This is a genomic window from Bifidobacterium tissieri, assembly GCF_002259645.1.
Lineage (GTDB): Bacteria > Actinomycetota > Actinomycetes > Actinomycetales > Bifidobacteriaceae > Galliscardovia > Galliscardovia tissieri.
The window spans coordinates 39,874-59,532 of the sequence record NZ_MWWV01000009.1 but is presented as its reverse complement, the minus strand read 5'-3'; the positions used below and the strand labels follow the sequence as shown (position 1 = coordinate 59,532).

Here is a 19,659-nt window from a genome sequence, read left to right as displayed (position 1 = left end):
GTGTGGCGCGGCGTACGGTGTGTAGTGCGGCAGGTAGAGGCTATTTGCCGTCTTGTTTCGTCTGCAAAATGTGCCGTAGCGTGATCTGAAGGAGGATTGCGCATGCTGCAATGATCCAGCAGAACGGGAACCCGAATATCGTGTGGATTAGCAGCGCCGAGATCCACGCCAATGCAAGTATGCCATCCGCCCAGCGTGCGGGAACCGAGCGCTGCTGGTCGTGGAGATTCTCCCAAAGGAATCCGAATAGCATTGTTACGGCTCCCATGCACAGGAGTGGCGTTGAAAGACGTGCGGATGAACGTTGGCTCATCATCCCGCAGATTATGAAGACAAAGCCGATCGCTTTGGCTACGGACGACAGTCGGAGCTGCATGGATCCTCCTTGATGCTGTGCGTTATCATCGAGGGGAATGCCTCGCCAAAATCGCCTGCAGTACGGCTATTGCTGTTGTGAACGCTCGAGAACGGGTTGTGTCCATTATTCACCTCGTTGTGGATTGTGGATTGTGGAATTGGGCAACGTATGTTGCTTGATTCCACGGTAACTTTGCATTAGCCGCAATGGCAAAAGGCTCGTCTACGTTTGAGGACAAGGGCGATGCCGAGAATTAGGGCGGGCGTAAGTCTGCCGGCCAAGATGTTTGAATGTGCCGCGTCCGAACGGCGAAGCGTTGAACTTGTCGCCCGCGCGCTTGTCCGTTTCTGGGCTGCGGCATAGGCGTATACGAAAATACGGGCTGAACAAGACGGTTCCGGCGATTCGTAGTGGGTCACGGACGTTGTGAGGCTTAGAAGCGTCCATAAGGGGGCTATATCTTTATCTTTTCTTGGTAGGTGGTTCACTGACGAGTAGTTGAGTCTGTGAGCTCAAAGGAGCTCTTTGGTTATTCTGTTGTCTGCCAAATGGCTGAATGCCGATAAGATATATGAATGCGTATGTAGTAGACGTCATTTGGTCCGTATTTGCCATTTCTCTTGCTTCTACATGGCGATTGGCAATCGAAGTATCATCCCCCCCCCTAGTGACCTGATTCCATTCAGAGTTAAATGCCCGCATAAGGTCTTCGTGTTGGATTGTCGTTTGGCTCTACTTGGCAAAGTCTATTCAGCTGCCGCTAACCAATGCTTGTTTTGACCAAATGTCACTAGAGCTGTATTCGCCCAATCTGCGCCATCCTTCATTGCCTTATGGAGAAAAAACGATTGAGAAGAAGCAGAAAACGCGAACCATCCACATATCTGGATGGCAATTAGGTGAAAGTGGTGTACAATCATCAGAGGTAGGGGGTACGCAGTCAAGGGAGTTGAAAATGGGGTTGCTGGATTCATTTGAAGTGTTGCCTTATGTGACAGGTGTGCCGACCATGTCGGTCACGAAGGACGGGATCAACTTCAATAAGACGGTTGTTGAGAAGCTGTGTTCCCCTGCATTCGTTGTAGTCCTTGTTGACAAAACAAACCTCAAGCTGGCTTTGACGCCCTGTGATGAAAAGGCGCAAGGGGCGCGTCCGTTCTTGCGAGATGGACGATCGGCTCGAGCGGGAGTTCGTTGGAACAATACTGACCTTAAGGACTCCATCCAGACGATAACTGGATGGGACTTGGAGGACAAAGGGAGAAAAGTCGGTGGTAGATATTACCCGGAAGACAATGCGCTGATCTTTGACCTCACTACTTGGACCCCGATAGAAAGGAGAAGTACGGCAGCGGATTAGTCCACTGCATTTCTGTACGCTAAAGGAAAGCGCGACGAATTACGCCAATAATCCGTCGCGCTGGAAGATGACTAAAGATGATGTGTCACCTGCAAAGCACATTATCTCACGTTATCTTCCTCTCCTGAAGCGAATTGTTAACATTTGTTACTTTTCTTTCAGGGAAAGGAAGAAATGACCAGATTTACGCTCTTTGAGCTCTTCGCTCACCTTTGTGGAGAACTCCTGGCGTCCGGTATCAAGTTCACTAAAGACGGATACCCCGTGTTTCCGGAACATATCATGCTGGACTGCGGTACAAATGATATCGCTGACATGATTGATTGGAAGAATCGTCGCAGAGTGGAGTCCCCCGAGAATACAGTCGTCGTCATGTTCATGGATGACGAGCTTCTGTACCGTAGGCTGTTTCACCTTGAAAGTGACCTGCCTGCATACCGGGAATTCCTTGGGGTTACTGGCTTCGATCTCAGCCCCCGCATTGGTATGGACCCTGAACTTCAGCGGTTCAACATCATCCTTAGTATGATGGCCACCATTTGGCTCGGTCTGCACGGTGTGCAAATCGTTCCGAACTGGCGTATCGGCGATCAGTCCACAATCTCCGCATTGCGTGTATATCCACAGGGATCCACGTTTGCAGTCGGTACTCTCGGATGTTCGCGCGGCGGCAAGGAAGAGGCTCAATATGGCGAACTCATGTTGCGTACGAAACTGCTTATCACCATGCCGAAGCGCTTGTTTATCTACGGTCCGCTGCCGGAGCGATACGAGCAGATCCTTAACGAATTCGACACTCCCTACTCCCACTTCCGGGAGTATCGCAAACGTTCATATGCTGCTTCGCAACTCAGAAAGGAGGCATAGGCATGGACGTCAAATCATCGTATTCGTCTGCTGCGGCAGAGCAGCGAGCGGAAGCCGCACGACGACTTCTTGGTGGCGACAGCGTCTTGGCTTATGCATTCGCTCGTGGGCGTACGAGAACCGCACTGTACAAACAGAATTGGCGGGAAGTTGATATCAATGAAGTGATTGCAAGATTCACTCCCGGTGCTCAGGTGAAGAAATCCGGTGTCAAGGTGCATTTCGTAGATCCACGTGGACGTTACGAAATTGTCGCCGACTCTGCAGGTGGGTACTTACGAATTCAGGACATACGAAACTTCCCCAAGAAGAAGCGCGTTTTCGTGGATTTGAATGGCAACGACGTTAGGTTTGTCCTCGTCAATGGCAAGTTGGAGCGTCGTGACAAAGAATCCGCCATGAGACTGACGCATTTCCGCATTAAGAAACGTCCAGGAATGAGGGGATGAGGTATTTCCATGAGCGAAATCGATGAAGGGTACAACCTGTTCGTTCCGCTGGATGCTCAGGGGGAACAGGATATGCAGTACGCGGATTTTGATACCGAGCACTGTGCGACGTTTGAACTGCGGCAGGCCGAATACAATGCGCTCAGCCCCCTGTGGGACGCCTACAATTTTGCATTCCGGATTATCATTGACGAATACGAGGATGAGGAACTTCCCGCGCAATATATTGATACCGCTCTGACTATGGCAGAAACTGCATTGAAGAAGTGTACCAATGACGTGGAACGCAGTGGTCTGCATACCTTGATCGATGCACTTCGGGTCGCTCAGGAGCACCACACGTTCGTAGAACTGGTGTTCTAATGCGCATGCACAAGAGATCTGCGCCGAAGGAGGTCTGGTACCAACATCTGACGGATGAAACAGGCATCCGACGCGGCAATGTGAGTCACGATCAAGATTCAGAAACGGCACAGCGCATGAAGGATGACGTTTTTCATCGTAATGCGGAGGCTGCTCCTGAGTACGACCGCGCATCGGGAAAGATCAATGCGTCCGGTTTTGCCATTGACGAGTCTCCGTTCGGAGACCCCTACAATTTGTGGGATGCCGAACGGGGAATCATCATCCGCCATGTCAATGCTACATGGCTGGATGTCGCTGGTCAGACTGCGAGCGGTTTGGACGAGTTCCTCGACGCAGTTGAAAAGATGAATGTGGCAGAGATCGTCATCCATGATGATCGGCCACGATGTGGCAATCCTGCATATCGAGCGTTTTCTCGCCGTTCGCTTGACGCATTTCGTACGATGATTGAACGATCAGGAGCCGTATGCCGGGTCGTATGACATGCCCGCGCGCTCGTCTGTTTCTGGGCTGCGGCGTAGGCGTATACGAAAATACGGGCTGAACAAGACGGTTCCGGCGATTCGTAGTGGGTTACGGATGTTGTGGAGTCGTATAGCGTCCGTAACCCACTACGAATTCAGGATTTCGTCTTGTTCAGCCCGTATTTGTCTGACTGTTGTGCGACGACTACTTGCGCACCTGGGTGAGCTGGTAGCCGACGAACAGGATCACCAGCCAGATCACGCCGGCGATCACGGCCACGCGGTAGCTCGGCGAGAAGCACATGAGCACCACGACGAGTGCGAGGAACGCGAGCACGATCCACGGGGTGACTTTCGCGAACGGCAGCTTGAAGTGGATCGCCGCCAGCGCGTCCTTGCCGGAGAGTCCGTGCAGTGCGGAATCTTCCGGTGAATTGCCGGCCTCGGCCACGCGGCGGAACTTCATTTCGGTGATCATGATCATCGTCCAGTTGATCACGCCGGCGATCGTGGCGATCGACATCAGGTAGTTGAACGCGAACTCAGGCCACAGGAACACGACCACCACGGCGATGGCGGTGATCACGGCGGAGGTGATCACGCCGGCCACGGGCACGCCGTTCTTGTTGAGCTTGCCGAGGTAGGCGGGTGCATTACCCTGCTTGGCGAGCGAGTACAGCATGCGCGAGTTGGCGTACAGGCCGGAGTTGTAGACACTCATCACGGCGGTGAGGCACACGAAGTTGAGGATGCCGGCGGCCACATGCACGCCCACGGAGTCGAAGATCTGCACGAACGGGCTGGACTTGCCGTCGATCGTGTTCCACGGCACCACGGCCATGATCACGCCGAGCGCGCCGATGTAGAACACGAGGATTCGCCAGATGATGTCGTTGGTGGCGCGCGGGATCGTGCGACGCGGGTCCTCGGTCTCGCCGGCGGTGATGCCGATGAGCTCGGTGCCGCCGAAGCTGAACATCACCACGACGAGTGCCATGAGCAGACCGGTCCACGTGCCGTCTGCGGAGTGGGACATCAGGCCGTTCGGGAAGAATCCGCCGTCGATGTTGAACCAGTTGGCGAAGCTGGCCTTGATACCGGAGTCGGTGGGCAGGCCGAAGACGATCACGGCAAGACCACCGAGGATCATGGCCACCACGGCCACGATCTTGATGATGGCGAACCAGAACTCGAACTCACCGAACTGGCTGACGCCGAGCAGGTTGGCGGCCGCGATGATGATGAGGAACGCGGCGGCGGACACCCACGTCGGGATGGCGGGGAACCAGTAGTTCACGAACGATCCGACGACCGACAGCTCCACCATCGACACGAGGATGTAGTTGAACCAGTAGTTCCATCCGGACACGAATCCGGCTCGCTTGGACCAGTACTGGGTGGCGTAGTAGCTGAAGGCGCCGGCCTTCGGGTCCTCCACCGACATTTCGGACAGCGCACGCACGATCATGAAGATCGCGAGGCCGCCGATCAGGTAGGCCAGCAGGATCGACGGTCCGGCGAGCGCGATGGATTCGGACGAGCCGTAGAACAGGCCCGTGCCGATGGCGCCGCCGAGTGCGATGAGCTGGATGTGACGGTTTTTCAGTGATTTACGAAGCGATGCGGGGACCGGCACGTCGTCGGTCTCGCGCGGTTTGGTCGATTGTTCGGCCATGGCGTTCCCTTCCTCTCTGATGGCTGTGCGAATGCCGCGCGTGGTCGCCGAGTGGACGTTCCACGTGAAACATTCGATACGGGCGCCTTTGCCGATGACTCGGTTTGGGCGTCGTTCGAGCAACGTGTACCGAGGGTAGTCGCATGGCACGTCACCCGCGGGTTTGAACCCACTACGTGGAAGGCGCGTGGCGTGCGTGTGGAAGATAGTGTGGCGAATGTGGAATGTAGTCGTATTCGCCGGGTGTGGCTTGATGTGTCAAAACCATTGAAATTTCAAGGGAAAACGCACGGAACGCCGAATAGTTGACACTATAAAATATTGATGATAAAAAGTATTCGGAAATCGAGAAAGGAACGATCATGGGATTTGCTGAGGACGCGGTATCGGAGATGTTTTCACTCACGATGAACGATCGCGGCAAGTCCTTTGACAAGATGAACCGCGGATCGCGCGGCGAACGCCCGGCGTTGCATATACTGGCCGCGTCGAGCGTGCCGTTGACGCCGGGGCGCATATCCGACGATCTGGGTGTCAGTCCGGGTCGTGTATCCGCGATTCTGGATCGGCTGGAGAAGAAGGGGCTGATCGTACGCGAAACCGACCCGGCCAATCGACGCAACGTGCTGGTGAGTGTCACCAAGCTCGGTCGTGAAACGGACGAGGCGATGTTTCGTGAGATTCATGATCGGTTTGTCCGCGTCTTCGAACGAATGGGGGAGGAGCATACCCGACAGTTTCTTGATCGCTGCAAGGAATTTGTCGACTGCATGCACGATGAAGGATTTCCCGGCCCACCTGCGGGTCCGCCTTGCAAGATCTGAGTCGTGTGTCGTGTGAGCCGACCATACGCCCGGTGTTCAAGCCGGGTTTTCTATTGCAGAATACTGAACACTACAAATAATGACCACTCAAAATAATCAAAACAACCCAAAACAACCTATCCACATTCTTAGTGTGATCACACTAAGAATGTGGTGTTCTGGTGAATAGGCCTTAAATCCTTGATATTGCAAGGATTCTGGGACTGCTTGCTTGGGTCCTGCCACCTTGGTGTGATCACACTAAGGATGAAGGGGCGGGGGATGTGAGTGGGATATGACATGAGGGGAGCGTAACCGTGCTGAAAATCAGTAAATACCTATCCAAGGCCGAATGGGGGCAGCTGTTCGTCGGCCTGCTGCTGGTCATCGCGCAGATCTGGTTCAATCTGGAACTGCCCGACTACATGGCCGATATCACCCGACTCGTCGAAACGCCCGGCAGCGAGATGCGCGACATCTGGATCGCCGGCGGCAAGATGCTCGCCGTATCGCTTGGCGCAGTCGTGTGCATGGTGTTCATCAGCCTGATCGCCGCACGCGTGGGCGCATCGTTCAGCCAACGTCTGCGTTCGTTGGAATTCCACCGTGTGGAATCGTTCGGTCCGGCGGAGATGAGTCGGTTCTCGTCCGCCAGTCTGATCACCCGTTCGACCAACGACATCACGCAGATCCAGATGTTCATGACCATGGGCCTGATGCTGCTCGTACAGTCGCCGATCATGGCCGTGTGGGCGGTGCTCAAGATCGCAGGCAAGGGCTTCGAATGGACGCTGGCCACCGGCGTGGCCGTAGCGGTCCTCATGGTGGCCATCGTGATCCTGATGGCGCTGGTCATGCCCAAGTTCAAGGCCATGCAGGCCCTTACCGACAACATCAACCGCGTTTCACGTGAAAACCTCACCGGCCTGCGCGTGGTCCGCGCATACAACGCCGAGGCCTATCAGGAGGCCAAGTTCGACAAGGCCAACACCGATCTGACCGAAACGCAGCTGTTCGCCAACCGTGCGATGAGCGTGATGATGCCGCTCATGAACACCGTGATGAACGGTCTGATGCTCGCCGTCTACTGGATCGGCGCCTATCTGATCGACGCCGCCGGCATGATGGACAAGCTCACCCTGTTCTCGAACATGGTGGTGTTCTCCAGCTACTCCGTGCAGGTGATCATGAGCTTCCTCATGATGAGTATGGTATTCGTGCTCTGGCCGCGCGCCGACGTGTCCGCCAAGCGCGTGCTTGAGGTGCTGAACACCAAGCCGACCGTCACCGACGGCGAGCGCACCGACGGTGAGCGTGACGCCAGCGGTCGCGCACTACGCGGCGAGGTCGAGTTCCGCGACGTGAGCTTCACCTACCCCGACTCGCGTGAGCCGATGCTCGAGCACGTGAGCTTCAAGGCCGAACCCGGACAGACCGTGGCGTTCATCGGCTCCACCGGCTCCGGCAAGTCCACGCTCGTGAATCTGGTGCCGCGCTTCTACGACGCCACCGAAGGACAGGTGTTCGTCGACGGCGTGGACGTGCGTGACTACACCCTCAAGGCGCTGCGTGACCGCATCGGCTACGTGCCGCAGCGATCCGTGATGTTCAAGGGAACCGTGGCAAGCAACGTGGCGTACGGCGACAAGGATGCACGAAACGCGTCCGTTGCCGCGTCCGCTTCCGATAAGGCCGATACCGATGCCGACGCCATCGCCGACTCCGTGCGCGCCGCCATCGACGTGGCGCAGGCCAGCGAATTCGTCGACAAGATGCCACGCGGCATTGATTCCGACATCGCCCAGGGCGGTTCCAACGTGTCCGGCGGCCAGAAGCAGCGACTGTCCATCGCGCGCGCGGTATGGCGTCACCCCGAGATCCTCGTGTTCGACGACTCGTTCTCCGCGCTTGATTTCCGCACCGACCGCGAAGTGCGCGAGGCGCTCGCCCGCGAATGCGCCGACTCGACCAAGCTGATCGTCGCCCAGCGCATCGGCACGATCATGCACGCCGACCAGATCATCGTGCTCGACGGCGGCCGCGTGGTCGGCCACGGCACGCACAAGGAACTGCTCGACACCTGCGATGTCTACCGCGAAATCGCCGAAAGCCAGCTCAGCCAGTCCGAACTCGCCGCCTGAACCGGACCGCCACATCACAGTCAAGTCGCACAACGTACAAGTCGTATAAGGAGAAACCAATGCCAGGACCAATGGGGTCGAACCGACCACAGGAAAAACCGCAGGACTTCGGCAAGATCATGGGCAAGCTCGTCCGCTTCTGCAAGCGGTACCTGCCCGTCATGGGTATCGCGCTGATCCTCGGCGCGATCGGAACGGTCTGCCAGATCATCGGACCGGACAAACTCAAGGAAGTCACCAACGAGATCACCAAGGGTCTTCCCGCCATGGTGAACGGACGTCCGGTCGTGAACGCGATCGACATGGACGCCGTCACGCACATCTGCGTCACGCTCGTGGCGCTCTACGTGGGCTACGCGCTGCTCACCTACGTGCAGAGCTGGCTCATGGCCACCGTCACGCAGCGCACCGCCCAGCGTCTGCGCGACGCCATCTCGAAGAAGATCAACAAACTGCCGCTCAAGTACTTCGACAAGGTCAGCTACGGCGACGTGCTCAGCCGCATCACCAACGATGTGGACGCCATCGGCCAGACGCTCGGCCAGTCGCTGGGCGCGCTCATCACATCCGTCACCCTGTTCGTCGGCTCGCTCGTCATGATGTTCTACAACAACGTGATCATGACGCTCACCGCGATCGGCGTGAGCGTGGTCGGCCTGCTGCTCATGCTGATCATCATGAAGGCGTCGCAGAAGTACTTCACGCTGCAGCAGCTCGCGCTCGGCGAGGTCAACGGCCACGTGGAGGAGATGTACGCGGGTCACACGATCGTCAAGGCATACTCCGGCGAGGATGCGTCGATCGCGCAGTTCGAGAAGTACAACGACCGTCTGTACGTGTCCGGATGGAAATCGCAGTTCCTGTCCGGACTCATGATGCCGCTCATGCAGTTCATCGGCAACATCGGCTACGTGGCCGTGTGCGTGGTGGGTGCCGCGCTCGCCATGAACGGCGACATCGAGTTCGGCGTGATCGTGGCGTTCATGATGTACATCCGCCTCTACACGCAGCCGCTCTCCCAGTTCGCCCAGGCGTTCCAGAATCTGCAGCGCTGCGCCGCCGCGTCCGAGCGCGTGTTCGGCTTCCTTGAGGAGCCGGAGATGAGCGATGAGACCGCGCTCGCCGGTCGTCACATCACCGACGAGGCCGGTGACGCCAACGGGCTGCGTGGCGACGTGGAATTCGACCACGTGAGCTTCGGCTACAAGCCCGGCGAACTCGTGATCCACGACTTCAGCGCCAGCGTGAAGGCCGGCCAGAAGGTGGCGATCGTGGGCCCGACCGGTGCCGGCAAGACCACCATGGTCAACCTGCTCATGCGCTTCTACGATCTCAACGGCGGCGACATCCGCATCGACGGCGTGTCCACCTCGTCCGTGCCACGCAGTGAAGTGCACGACCAGTTCGCCATGGTGCTGCAGGACACGTGGACGTTCGAGGGCACGATCCGCGAGAACATCGTGTACTCCAAGCAGGGCGTGACCGACGAACAGGTGCGCGAGGCGTGCCGCGCCGTGGGCCTCGACCGGTTCATCAACTCGCTGCCCGACGGCTACGACACCGTGCTCAACGACAACACCAGCCTGTCCGCCGGACAGAAGCAGCTGCTCACCATCGCACGAGCCATGATCCAGGATGCGCCCATTCTGATCCTCGACGAGGCGACCAGTTCCGTGGATACGCGAACCGAGGAGCTGATCCAGAAGGCCATGGACCAGTTGACCGTGGGACGCACGAGCTTCGTGATCGCGCACCGGCTGTCCACGATCAAGAACGCCGACATGATCCTCGTGATGAAGGACGGCGACATCATCGAACGCGGTACGCACGACGAGCTGCTCGCCGCCGGTGGGTTCTACGCCGACCTGTACAACAGCCAGTTCGCCACTCTCGCCGCGTAAACGCGCGTAGTCGTGCGTGGTGCCGACGCGTAGTCCGTGTCGGCGTGCGCACGGTGCGCCACGGATTTGCCGGTCGATGTCGAATGAACGACGTCGGCCGGCAATATTGTTTTGAATCCCCGCCGACATGCTGGAAACATTGGGGATACCCTGAACGGCTTCAAACGGCTAAGGTGTTGCCTTGAGAGACGATCGTGATGGAGAAGTGGCACGGTGCGTGCCGCAAGGTGCCGCAGGGCATCGGGGAACGCGCACAACGCGTGAGCAACCGCCGAGCAGTTGAAAGGGGACTCATATGGCGCAGTTGGCAGGATTCGAGACACCGCGATTGGGTATGGGAACGATGGCACTCGCCATCGAGGGGCGGCCGACCGATCGCACCGAGGCGATCGATACGATTCATGCCGCGCTCGACGAAGGCGTACGCTACCTCGACACCGCATGGTCGTACTATCTGCCGAGTCGACCCGGCACCGGCGAGCCGGAGGATCTCGGCTACGGCGAAAGACTCGTGTATGACGCATTGCGCACGTGGGATGGGCCGCGTGACGAGGTGCTGGTCGCCACCAAGACCGGATGGCTGCGCACGCTGTCCGCTCCTGTCGCCGTTGAGGCTGCTGCGGAGAACAGTACTGACTCCGAATCCGATGCCGATCAGAATCGTGCCGTCATCGCCGATCGTACCGGCGCGGTCAGCGGCAACGCTTTCGGCGAATACGGATGGCAGGCCGACGCCCGACCGGAGACCATCATCCGTCAGGCCAAGGAATCGGCGCTGCGACTCGGCGTCGACACGTTGAGCCTGCTGTATTCGCACTGCAACGATCCGCAGGTGCCGTACGACGAGCAGATGGGGGCGTTCCGTCAGCTTGTGGACGAGGGCGTGGTGCGCTACGTGGGCATCTCCCGAGTGAACGCCGACGACATCGAGACCGCGAACGCGATTCTGGAAGACGCGTTCATCGCCGTGCAGAACCAGTTCTCCCCGTCATATCCCGACCCGGATCACACGCTGGAATACTGTGAACAGTTGGGATTGGCGTTCGTCTGCTGGTCGCCGCTCGGCGGATTCCTCGACAAGGTGGACCAGCGTCGATACGACGCATTCCGCACGGTCGCCGCCGTGCACGACTGCTCGTACCAGCGTGTGGTACTCGCGTGGGAGCTGGCCCAATACGATCAGCTGTTCACAATCCCCAGCGCTCGCAATCCGCACGAAATCAAGGATTCGTTCGCTGCGACCCGCCTCGTGCTCACCCCCGACGAACTGCGCTTCCTCAACGCCTCTGTGAGTCGGTGAGATTGCTTCTTCTACGGACGCTGGGATGGCTTAGAGCTCGATGACCACGCCGGTATTGTATTCGATAGCGCGGCGTGCGTAGTCATCGAGTTTGCGGTAGATCTCTGCCAATCGTGGTGTGATCGGCTGTGTGAGACGGGCCTCAATCCAGCCTGCCAGCAACCGACATTGCGTGGCGTCGAGAAAATCCACATCATACGGACCAAGTAATGCATCGCATAGATTGTTGACAGGGTCCACGAGATCGGCGTCCATCAGATCGCGATCGGCGTCCGCCGTCATACGAAAGATCTCAACCTGTGATGGAGGGCATCCGATTCTTTGGGGGATTCTGTGCCAGAACTTGACATTGTCGAAATTATGAAACAGAGCGAACATCATGATCGCATATCCTTCCTCTTGAGGATTTTAAAATGTGTTTCCGGATCATCGCCGGGTGTTCCATCAAGTTTGACGAACTGACTGGTACGTCGGTCGACGATACGTAGGTATCCGGCGATCATGTCTGCTAAAACAATGTAGTCCTTGCCAACATATTTATATTTATAGCCTTTCTTTTTTCCGGTGGATCCTGGGGCGAATTGTTGGATAATATCATTGAGATTGACCGAGAGTCTGCCCCAATCATCGTTATACTTGGCTTCGCGTTCCTTAGCCTTGCGGTACCGTTCCTGTTCAGTTGGTGATTTGGGGACGACATCTTTGATATAGTGCTTCGATGCTGCCGAATACGCGGTTTTCGTGTCGGATATGAAAACTCCTTATAGTGCATCCGAATCGAATTTTGGATAATGACAATTTGTAGAATATTTCCTAACAATGCCACATAAGTAAACTGCGGTATGAGGGATGTGCGAATCCTTGTGAGGGTACTACTGGTTAGCTCCGACGCATGATGAGAGTCTTTGTTTTCAGTTGTCCAATTTGTGCCTCGGTTCTGTTCGTAAAGAGAAAGAGTTTGTTTTGTACAATGTGTGAACATCGTCATATCGTCGATAAGGAATTCCGGCGGAATCCAGCTGCTGCTCCATGATAAGATCCTCCTTGCCATAGAGCATGACCGCGGATGGTCTAAGCGTATGAAGCTTGACTGAATATGAGATATCTCCTTGTTGTGTCGGGGAACAACCAAGCGTGCTAGAAGCACACATGACATTTGCCGGTATGTTGAGAAGACACGCAAGAGTTGATGGCAAACCAATACGTAGATTCTGTGCAATTCTGATGCCGTTGACTGCGAGAATGGCATTGAATAATTGGTTAAGGAGGATGGTTGTTCGTTGCCACTCAATATCCATGTCCTCCGTAACGGTGACGTCTGAGCCAATGATGCCCATGAATGGCCGATAATTATCGATCTCATCTAGTGCGTGTTCGAGACGCGGATAGATGAGTCCGTCTGCACAGTAGAAGCACAATACGGTATTCGACGGATTCTTTACGAGCGTGGATTTGCGTTCCTTATACGTCACGATTACGTCTGGCCATTCTTTTAAATACCATTCGCGTCGCAGGTGAGGAAAGCCTTGACTGTCAAAGTTAACCCCTTGCTGTTCGAGGTAATGTTGATACTGTTCAATCAATTTCAAGATATCTACCAGCGTATGGATCATGAGACCGACTTTCGATTTGGTAGTTGCATCAATGTCACTGCAGTGTCTGGGACTAAGTCTTCCAACAAGCGGAGTGCCTGACGTATTCGATGTTGGAAGAACTTGTTAGCTATGCTCCCGTAAAACTCAGGTTTGTAATCACAGATGATGGCGATTGCAGTAACATTCAATAATTGTCGAGCAAGTGAATCGACTGCTGTCTGAGAGCTCAGTGAAAGCAGTTCGGTGAGGCTGATGCAACGGTGCTTACCGTTGTAATCGAATAAGCATTCTGGATGGCCGACCTTCAAATAAAATGGGTTATAAGCAACTGACTCTAGTGCTGAAATAGATTCTGGTCGATGATCCCAGAATACGCCGGGAAGACGGTATGATTTTTTCATTGATCATCTCCTAGGAATTGATAACTGTGTTGATGCCGCAGTCCTTGCACATAAAGATCGATGATGCTGTCATCAATTTGCTTATCATTGATGCGATGATTCTGCCATTTCATATAAGCGTTGAATGCATAGCCGGCACATTCGTTTGAAAGACCGAATTGATCGGCCACTTCAGCAGCTGATCTCAGTTCTTTGCAATAGATGAGAGCTGGGGGAGCAATTGCATATCGTGCCCAAAAATTGGCTTGTCTCTCAGCAAGTTCGCTATCTTCTTTATGACCAAGAAAGCAGTGGGCTGCCTCATGTGCGACAGTGAAGCGGATTCGGCCTTGTGACTCATAATCGTTATAAAACGCTAGTTTAGTGGTGTTCTTTCTCCCCTCGAGGGCGATCACATGCCACAGGGACAGGCGCTCAGTGTCAGGAAATCGTTGAGATTCCTAATATTGAGGCCTATAGAGTAGGGGACTGCTTGGATGCCATCTGATGCTAGAAGTTCCAGCGGATCGACGGGGATACGGATGAATCCCAGTTGTCTGTAAGCTTTCACTACATTCTGTTTTAGTTCGCAGTACATCTGATCATCGAGTTTGATCATTGCGTTTCTCTCGCGCTTTGAGCAGAGTTGTTATGAGTTCAGATACTTCGGCTTCGCTGAGCTCGCCTCCATGTCGAGCGCAATATTCCTTGATGAAGCCGAACGGTGTGACGATCGTTGGTTCGGGCTTACCCAAAAGATTGGCAGAGGTGGTATGCAATGCTGTCGCGATGTTTGCTAGAACGTTAGCGTTGGGTTCCTGCGTTCCGGACAAGTACTTCGATATGCTCGACTGAGATGTGCCCGCATACGCTGCAAGCTTTGCTTGTGTTATGCCGTATTTTGTCATCAGTGCTCTCATTCTTTCTCCCAGTTGCTCCGTCATGCGATCCCCTTGCTGATATTTTGTTTCCGAATAACAGCATACACCAATTATTCGAAAATGAATAATTGTATGTGCTTGTATCCTGCTGCTATGTAGAGATAGATTGCGGCCATGAGTATTGCCGGCGTGCTTGGCCTCCGACCCCCGTTCGTGTGTGGCGGGGAGGGGGTTGCGGGTGATCGAGCGGATATGGAACGATGGATACGACGGACCGATTGGCTCCGTTGATGCATGAACGATGCCGTGTGCGCTTCCGATAGGGGTTTGGGTTGGATCCGCGTGGATGACGGCGACGCATGCCTCTGACAATGACGCCGAAAGGGGAGCGCCATGAACGCAATGTGGAACAAGGTTGGATGGAATGGGGCCGGAGTCCGCTCCGGTCGCGATCGCAGGTTTGCCGTGGTGATGGCGGCGCTCGCCGCCGTGCTGCTGCTGTTCGGATTGTCCGCGTGCGGCAGCTCCTCCGACGATGACGCTCCGGCGGATTCGCCGAGCCAGTCGTCGACCAGCGGATCGAATGGTTCCGGCGGTTCCGATGCTGGTAATTCCGGAAACTCCGGCAATACCGGCAACAGCCAGTCCAATACCGGAGACGACGATGCCGACGATCGTAACGACGATCAGGACGATCAGAATGACGACGCCGATGACCAGAATGATGATCAGGACGATCAGAATGACGACGCTGACGATCAGAATGATGATCAGGACGACCAGAACGATGATAGGGACGACAACTGACCCTGATAGAGGAACCTGATACAACGACGATGACTGGTAATTCACCAGCCATCGTCGTTTTGTGTCCATTGCGCCATCGCAATCTCTTCACTTCATGAAGAACCGCCCCGGAAAACCGGGGGATTTGGCGACCACGCGGTCGGCGGTGACGAGCGCGCACTGAAAATTGAATGATTCGGCGAGCGCGGCCGCCGATGTGACGAACAAGGCGGTTGCCAATCCGTCCGCGACCATGGTCGGATACGGTTCGTGGGTGCTGTCGTTGCTGTTGCCGTCGAGCAGCACCCACGAGGCGCGTACTTCGTCTGCGGGAAGCCCGTCGATCGCGTTGAGCAGATGATGGGCTTCGCGCAGAGCCTCGGAGGTTCCGCGTACTGGCCAGTGTCGGCGACTGGGGGCCGATGCACACAGCGAGGCGTTCGTGAGTGCGAGAACACCGATGGCCCGCGTGGTGTCGTCCGGGTCCTCCAATGCGATGCGGGTGGGACGCTCGCCGAAGTCGGACTTCCGATCGTCGGTGTGGCGTTCGTTTTTGGGCGATGTATTGTGCACGCGTATTCTCAGGTCGCCGCCTGCATCGATCACATAGTGCAGTGGGAGGCCGGTTTCACGGGCGTACTGCTCCAGCATGTCGCCGAGCAGATCCACCATGAGTCCTTTGCCCGCGGCTCCGAAATCCAACCGCACCGGGCCGGTGGTGATCAGCGTGGTGCCGTTGCGCCGCACCGAGTCCCATGTGGCTCGTCCGTGCTCCTGGCCTAGGTGCGCGAACGCGCCGGATTCCATGCGAAACGTCAGATTCGCGTCATAGCCCAGTCGTGCAAGGTCCTCGCCCACGCACGGATCGATCGCGCCCTGCGAGGTCGCATACAACCGGTCGTAGAACTCGAACAGGGGATGCGTGAAGCCCGGGAATTCGAATCGTCCCCCATGTACGGCCCGGGCCATATCCGCAACGATCGAATCATCTCGGAACCGCGACAATGCCCGCTCGAACTCCTTGATGCGCGCCGCCATGCGTTCGCGCAGCTTGGAGGGGACACTTCTCGACGTGGTGACGACTATTCCGCCGCCCAGAGCTTTGGAAAAGGCGATCGCGTGGTTCATGGGTTCGATGGTAGTCCCATAGTGGTTTTGTGCATGGCTCGGGACGAGATGGTACACAACTCGAAGGTACGAACAACGGTGCCGCGGAATTCCAGCGATCGTATTTGGGTATCTTCGAGTTGTGTGATTTCAACTATTGAGACAAGCCCTTGAGTTGTGCCAGTTTGTTCCTCCAAATGAACAAAACGTAGTGCGCACAACGGTTTATGAGCGCTCACATACGTGCAACTCATCCAGAACGGTGGCCAATATCATCCATTGTTAAAAATGTCAAGACTTTCTTTTTCCCCAAAGTGGTTCTAAGTTTCCGTAACGGTTCATGGAAATGCTATGGAAGCCTTGGAAACATTGGTTTTCCTAACGTGCTTCCCTAGTGGCTGGAATTGAGAGGAATTATGCGTTCACTAAGCACCATACTTGTACGCTATGAGCGAAATGCCGAAATCGGCGGCTCGGCCCGTGGCGTCGCCCGCGTCTTCGCGGCCATGATCATGGCGGTGCTTATGGTGGCGACCCTGTTCGCCGCGCCGAACGCCGCCATGGCCGCCTCCGGTTCGGACGGCGTGCCCACCAAGGCATCGTTCGACTACACCACATGGACCCAGATCTCCGACAAGATCGCCGAACAGCTCAACGAAGGCTCCTCCGACTACAAGAACGGCGACCACTCCGGTGCCGCATCCGCCTTCAACTCGGCGTACAGCATCACCTACGTGTCCACCAACTTCTCGCAGGCCACCATCGACAAGCTCGGTCAGGAGAAGTTCCAGTCCCAGCAGCAGCAGTTCAACTCGCTCAAGTCCCTGGCCTACCAGCAGGGCAAGGAAGGCGACATCGATTCCGGCATCGCCGCGCTCACCGCCGACGTGGCCGACACCGCCACCCAGCTCGACAACGCATCCGACCTGCTCAAGCCGCAGGAATACTACACGGCCCGCGCCGAGAAGACCAACGCCCAGCGCAAGACGCTCGAGGCCAACAAGGTCAACAAGAACACCGGCAAGGGCAACCGCTCCTGGACCGATGTGGCCAACGAAATGACCCCGATCCTCGACAAGGCCCTCGCCGCGGCCAAGGCCGGTGACGGCCGCAAGGGCTCCGACCTCGTCAACAACGCCTACTACCAGTACTACGAGAAGCTCGGCTTCGAAAAGAACGTGATGAACGCCATCGGCGGCGACCGCGTCTCCAAGGTGGAATCCACCTTCAAGGAGGCCCGCAAGGCCATGGTCGCCGGTGAAGACGCCACCCAGCACATCACCAGCCTCAAGGCCATGCTGGTGGAGGACGCTGGCAAGCTCGACGGCGGTGCCGCCGACGACGTCAACGGTTTCACCAAGTTCATCACCAGCTCGGTCGGCCAGGCGTTCCTGATCCTCATCCGCGAGGGTCTTGAGGCGCTGCTCGTGGTGGCCGCCATCATCGCCTACCTGATCAAGTCCGAGAACAAGCGTTTCGTCAAGTGGATCTACCTCGGCGTGGTGGCCGGTCTGGCCGGCTCCGGTGTCATCGCCATACTCTTTGGCCTGCTCTTCGGCGGCAGTGGCCCGATCCAGGAGATCATGGAAGGCGTATGCGCCCTGATCGCCATGGGCATGCTGTTGTGGACCAGCAACTGGATGCTCAATAAGTCCAGTGTCGAAGCATGGAACAAGTACATCAAGAACAAGACCGAATCCGCTGTGGCGTCCGCCGGTTCCGTGACCGCCGCCGGCGAGAAGACCACGATGGGCACCATCGTGTCGCTTGCCATGCTGAGCTTCCTCGCCGTGTTCCGTGAGGGTGCCGAAACCGTGATCTTCTACGAGTCGATCTACTCGATGAGTCAGGATTCACGCGGTATGTGGATCGGCGGTATCGCGGCGGCGGTCGTGCTGGTGATCGTGTTCCTGATCATCCGCTTCACCTCCGTGAAGATTCCGATCGGCCCGTTCTTCCTGGTCACCTCCATTCTGATGTCCATTCTCGTGGTCGTCTTCGCCGGCGGTGGCGTGCACGCACTGATTGAGGGTGACGCCCTGAGCGGCATGTACCTCAACGGCGTGCCTACCAACGACTGGCTCGGCTTCTACCCGTACGTGGAGACCATCGTGGCCCAGGCACTTGCCGCGGTCGCCGTGATCGTCCTGTTCGTGGTCGGCTTCATCAAGCAGCGTAAGGTCAAGGCCCAGCTCGAGGCTTCCACCGGAGCTGAAACCGGAACCGAAACCAAGTGACCAACTCGCACCGGTGATCGAACCGATCGCCGGCGGACCGCCAAACACAAACACAAGTTTTTTCCAAAATCACAACAGAAAAGGAAAAGAGAAATGATGAAGAACAAGATCAAGGCTCTGCTGGCCGTCGTGGCCGCTGGCGCCATGGCGTTCTCGCTCGCCGCATGCGGCAACTCCAACGCCTCCTCCGACTCCTCCGCCAAGAGCTCCAGCAGCTCCGAGACCACCGAGGCCAAGAGCACCGACGGTGGCGCCGGTTTCGAGGAGATCCCGATCGGTGACGATCAGGAGGTCGGCCCGCTGAACGTGGCCGCCGTGTACTTCCAGCCCGTCGACATGTACCCCGAAGGCCAGGGCCTGAGCGCCGCCGAGGCCAACCTGCACCTCGAGGCCGACATCCACGCCCTGAAGAACAACGAGCTGGGCTACGCCGAAGGCGAGTTCATCCCGAAGCTGACCGTGGACTACAAGATCGAGGACAAGAACGATCCGAACAACGTGCAGCAGGGTACGTTCATGGAAATGAACGCCGATGACGGTCCGCACTACGGCGCCAACCTGAAGCTCGACAAGGACGGCGAGTACAAGCTCACCTTCACCATCCACTCCCCGCAGGAGAACGGCTGGACCCTGCACGTGGATCCCGAGACCGGCGTGAAGGGCCGCTTCTGGACCGAGCCGCTGACCGCCTCCTTCGATTGGGACTACACCGTCCACCAGTGGTGATCTCCCGCTGACTCCCGTCTGACGTTGGTCGATACCGAGATGTCTCAATCCCGATATCCGGAGACCGGACGTTCGGTGGCTGAATCCGGAGCGTATGCTTCGGCATCGTAAGACCACCCGCCCGGTTGCTTCCGGACTGCTCCCGTCAGCGGGAGCGGGAACTTACACCAAGGGCATTCTGCCGATTCGCTCCCCACGAGGGAGGTGAATCGCCGGAATGCCCTCTACGCGTTTTGGGATGGAAACCAAAACCATACAACAGA

19 protein-coding genes are annotated in these 19,659 nt (G+C 56.7%); 12 read left to right on the top strand and 7 right to left on the bottom strand.

Going from position 1 to position 19,659, the window contains the following annotated elements; genetic code table 11:
- Positions 1 to 1,094 precede the first annotated feature (1,094 nt).
- The 5 genes from BTIS_RS11710 (at position 1,095) to BTIS_RS07165 (ending at position 3,882) form a co-directional block, all read left to right on the top strand.
- The gene (locus BTIS_RS11710; protein WP_143248901.1) at positions 1,095 to 1,718 is read left to right on the top strand and encodes a hypothetical protein; all 624 of its coding nucleotides are present in this window, start codon (positions 1,095 to 1,097) and stop codon (positions 1,716 to 1,718) included.
- A 174-nt stretch (positions 1,719 to 1,892) separates the two neighbouring features.
- Entirely contained in the window at positions 1,893 to 2,585 is a 693-nt protein-coding gene (locus BTIS_RS07180) for a DUF4417 domain-containing protein (protein ID WP_094664056.1), read from the top strand.
- 2 nt (positions 2,586 to 2,587) lie between these two features.
- On the top strand, positions 2,588 to 3,034 hold the full coding sequence (locus BTIS_RS07175; protein ID WP_094664055.1) for a hypothetical protein: 447 nt from the start codon (positions 2,588 to 2,590) through the stop codon (positions 3,032 to 3,034).
- A 9-nt stretch (positions 3,035 to 3,043) separates the two neighbouring features.
- Complete coding sequence (locus tag BTIS_RS07170) at positions 3,044 to 3,397, top strand: hypothetical protein (RefSeq protein WP_094664054.1); 354 nt, start codon at positions 3,044 to 3,046, stop codon at positions 3,395 to 3,397.
- On the top strand, positions 3,397 to 3,882 hold the full coding sequence (locus BTIS_RS07165) for a hypothetical protein (RefSeq protein ID WP_094664052.1): 486 nt from the start codon (positions 3,397 to 3,399) through the stop codon (positions 3,880 to 3,882). Before BTIS_RS07170 ends, BTIS_RS07165 begins: the two co-directional genes overlap by 1 nt.
- Positions 3,883 to 4,069: 187 nt before the next feature.
- Here BTIS_RS07165 and BTIS_RS07160 read toward each other — a convergent pair whose 3' ends face one another.
- The gene (locus tag BTIS_RS07160; RefSeq protein WP_094664051.1) at positions 4,070 to 5,539 is read right to left on the bottom strand and encodes an amino acid permease; all 1,470 of its coding nucleotides are present in this window, start codon (positions 5,537 to 5,539) and stop codon (positions 4,070 to 4,072) included.
- Positions 5,540 to 5,901: 362 nt separating this feature from the next.
- Here BTIS_RS07160 and BTIS_RS07155 point away from each other — a divergent pair, with 362 nt between their 5' ends.
- The 4 genes from BTIS_RS07155 to BTIS_RS07140 all read left to right on the top strand — a co-directional run bounded on the left by BTIS_RS07155 (position 5,902) and on the right by BTIS_RS07140 (position 11,684).
- Complete coding sequence (locus BTIS_RS07155) at positions 5,902 to 6,363, top strand: MarR family winged helix-turn-helix transcriptional regulator (protein WP_094664050.1); 462 nt, start codon at positions 5,902 to 5,904, stop codon at positions 6,361 to 6,363.
- 296 nt (positions 6,364 to 6,659) lie between these two features.
- Entirely contained in the window at positions 6,660 to 8,483 is a 1,824-nt protein-coding gene (locus BTIS_RS07150) for an ABC transporter ATP-binding protein (protein ID WP_094664048.1), read from the top strand.
- Between the two features lie 71 nt (positions 8,484 to 8,554).
- Entirely contained in the window at positions 8,555 to 10,384 is a 1,830-nt protein-coding gene (locus tag BTIS_RS07145; RefSeq protein ID WP_420807013.1) for an ABC transporter ATP-binding protein, read from the top strand.
- A 295-nt stretch (positions 10,385 to 10,679) separates the two neighbouring features.
- Positions 10,680 to 11,684, top strand: a complete 1,005-nt coding sequence (locus BTIS_RS07140) for an aldo/keto reductase (RefSeq protein WP_094664044.1) — start codon at positions 10,680 to 10,682, stop codon at positions 11,682 to 11,684.
- A gap of 30 nt (positions 11,685 to 11,714) precedes the next feature.
- Here the strand turns inward: BTIS_RS07140 and BTIS_RS07135 are convergent, their stop codons facing one another.
- From BTIS_RS07135 to BTIS_RS07115, 5 genes are all read right to left on the bottom strand, one after another.
- Positions 11,715 to 12,065: a hypothetical protein gene (locus tag BTIS_RS07135; protein ID WP_094664042.1), complete on the bottom strand. Its 351-nt coding sequence runs from the start codon at positions 12,063 to 12,065 to the stop codon at positions 11,715 to 11,717.
- A gap of 530 nt (positions 12,066 to 12,595) precedes the next feature.
- Entirely contained in the window at positions 12,596 to 13,297 is a 702-nt protein-coding gene (locus BTIS_RS07125) for a DUF4417 domain-containing protein (protein ID WP_094664038.1), read from the bottom strand.
- A complete protein-coding gene (locus BTIS_RS11705) occupies positions 13,294 to 13,680 on the bottom strand; it encodes a hypothetical protein (RefSeq protein WP_143248900.1) in 387 nt (128 codons plus the stop codon). Before BTIS_RS11705 ends, BTIS_RS07125 begins: the two co-directional genes overlap by 4 nt.
- Positions 13,677 to 14,075: an ImmA/IrrE family metallo-endopeptidase gene (locus BTIS_RS07120; RefSeq protein WP_158216863.1), complete on the bottom strand. Its 399-nt coding sequence runs from the start codon at positions 14,073 to 14,075 to the stop codon at positions 13,677 to 13,679. Before BTIS_RS07120 ends, BTIS_RS11705 begins: the two co-directional genes overlap by 4 nt.
- A gap of 186 nt (positions 14,076 to 14,261) precedes the next feature.
- Positions 14,262 to 14,603 (bottom strand): helix-turn-helix domain-containing protein, encoded by a 342-nt coding sequence (locus BTIS_RS07115; RefSeq protein ID WP_094664034.1) that lies wholly within the window; start codon positions 14,601 to 14,603, stop codon positions 14,262 to 14,264.
- A 330-nt stretch (positions 14,604 to 14,933) separates the two neighbouring features.
- Here BTIS_RS07115 and BTIS_RS07110 point away from each other — a divergent pair, with 330 nt between their 5' ends.
- Positions 14,934 to 15,347, top strand: coding sequence for a hypothetical protein (locus BTIS_RS07110; protein WP_094664032.1), 414 nt, complete (start codon positions 14,934 to 14,936; stop codon positions 15,345 to 15,347).
- A gap of 87 nt (positions 15,348 to 15,434) precedes the next feature.
- Here BTIS_RS07110 and BTIS_RS07105 read toward each other — a convergent pair whose 3' ends face one another.
- Entirely contained in the window at positions 15,435 to 16,454 is a 1,020-nt protein-coding gene (locus tag BTIS_RS07105; RefSeq protein ID WP_094664030.1) for an FAD:protein FMN transferase, read from the bottom strand.
- Between the two features lie 485 nt (positions 16,455 to 16,939).
- Here BTIS_RS07105 and BTIS_RS07100 point away from each other — a divergent pair, with 485 nt between their 5' ends.
- Together BTIS_RS07100 and BTIS_RS07095 are read left to right on the top strand one after the other, a co-directional pair.
- Positions 16,940 to 18,670: an FTR1 family iron permease gene (locus tag BTIS_RS07100; protein WP_094664224.1), complete on the top strand. Its 1,731-nt coding sequence runs from the start codon at positions 16,940 to 16,942 to the stop codon at positions 18,668 to 18,670.
- Between the two features lie 93 nt (positions 18,671 to 18,763).
- Positions 18,764 to 19,396 carry an iron transporter gene (locus BTIS_RS07095; RefSeq protein ID WP_094664028.1) on the top strand — a complete coding sequence of 211 codons (633 nt, stop codon included), beginning with the start codon at positions 18,764 to 18,766 and terminating at the stop codon, positions 19,394 to 19,396.
- Positions 19,397 to 19,659 lie beyond the last annotated feature (263 nt).